This window comes from Streptosporangium vulgare (assembly GCF_042428775.1).
Taxonomy (GTDB): Bacteria; Actinomycetota; Actinomycetes; order Streptosporangiales; family Streptosporangiaceae; genus Streptosporangium; species Streptosporangium vulgare.
This window is the reverse complement of the sequence record NZ_JBHMBS010000105.1, coordinates 1-1,418: the sequence shown is the minus strand read 5'-3', so window position 1 is coordinate 1,418 and position 1,418 is coordinate 1. Positions and strand designations below refer to the sequence as shown.

Below are 1,418 nucleotides of genomic sequence, written 5' to 3'. Positions count from 1 at the left end.
AGGGCCAGGTCCAGTCGCGGATCTCGGCGGGGTCCTCACCGTACTCGCGGGTATGAGCGCGAGCGTGCAGACGGGCATCGACCATACGCTGACGCAGATGCGCCGAGCGCTCGGCCAGCCCGGGAACCCGGTCGATGACGTCCATCACCAGATGGAACCGGTCGATGTCGTTCAGCATCGCCATGTCGAACGGGGTCGTCGTGGTCCCTTCCTCCTTGTAGCCACGCACGTGGATGTTGTCGTGACCGTTGCGGCGGTAGGTCAGACGATGAATCAGCCATGGATAGCCGTGGAAGTTGAAGATGACCGGTTTGTCGGCGGTGAACAACGCGTCGAACTCGGCATCGGCCATCCCGTGCGGATGCTCACCCGGCGGCTGCAACCGCATCAGGTCCACCACGTTGACCACCCGCACCCGCAACCCGGGCAGGTGCTCACGCAACAAGGCCGCCGCCGCCAGCGTCTCCAACGTCGGCACATCCCCCGCGCACACCAGCACCACGTCCGGCTCAACCCCGGCGTCGGTGCTGGCCCACTCCAGCACCCCCAGCCCCCGCGTGCAGTGCGCGACGGCCTCCTCCATCGAAAGCAGGTCCAGCACCGGCTGCTTGCCGGCCACGATCACGTTCACGTAATCACGCGAACGCAGGCAATGATCGGCCGTCGACAGCAACGTGTTCGCATCCGGCGGCAGATACACCCGCACCACCTGCGCTTTCTTGTTCATCACCACATCCAGGAAACCCGGATCCTGATGCGAGAAGCCGTTGTGGTCCTGACGCCACACATGGGAGGACAACAGGTAGTTCAACGACGCCACCGGCCGGCGCCAGCCGATCCGGCGCGAGGACTCCAGCCACTTGGCATGCTGGTTGAACATCGCGTCGATGATGTGGATGAACGCCTCATAACAGTTGAACAAACCGTGGCGGCCACTGAGCAGGTAGCCCTCCAGCCAGCCCTGGCACAAGTGCTCACTGAGCACCTCCATCACCCGGCCGCCCGCCCCCAGATGCTCATCGGTCTCCAGCAGTCGCGCGTCCCAGGCCCGGTCGGTGACCTCGAACACCGCCTGCAACCGGTTGGAGGCGGTCTCATCAGGCCCCATCAGGCGGAAGGTGTCGGGGTTGGCGGCGATCACATCCCGCAGGAACGCCCCCAGCACCCGGGTGGGCTCGGTGCCGGCGGTGGCCGGTGACTTGACCTGCACCGCGTACTGGCGGAAATCAGGCAGTACCAGCGGCCGCAGCAGCTCCCCGCCGTTGGCGTGCGGGTTCGCGCTCATCCGCAACGGCCCCTCAGGCACCGTCGCCAGGATCTCGGCCACCGGCCGCCCCGCGGCGTCGAACAACTCCCCCGGCCGATACGAGCACATCCACTCCCCCAACATCGCCAGATGCTCGGGATTGTCACGCACC

At 66.1% G+C, this 1,418-nt stretch carries 1 protein-coding gene; it reads right to left on the bottom strand.

What is annotated here, in order from left to right; translation table 11 throughout:
- On the bottom strand, window positions 1–1,418 hold a 1,418-nt coding region (locus ACFFRH_RS44165; RefSeq protein ID WP_446697436.1), incomplete at both ends, for a phosphoketolase family protein.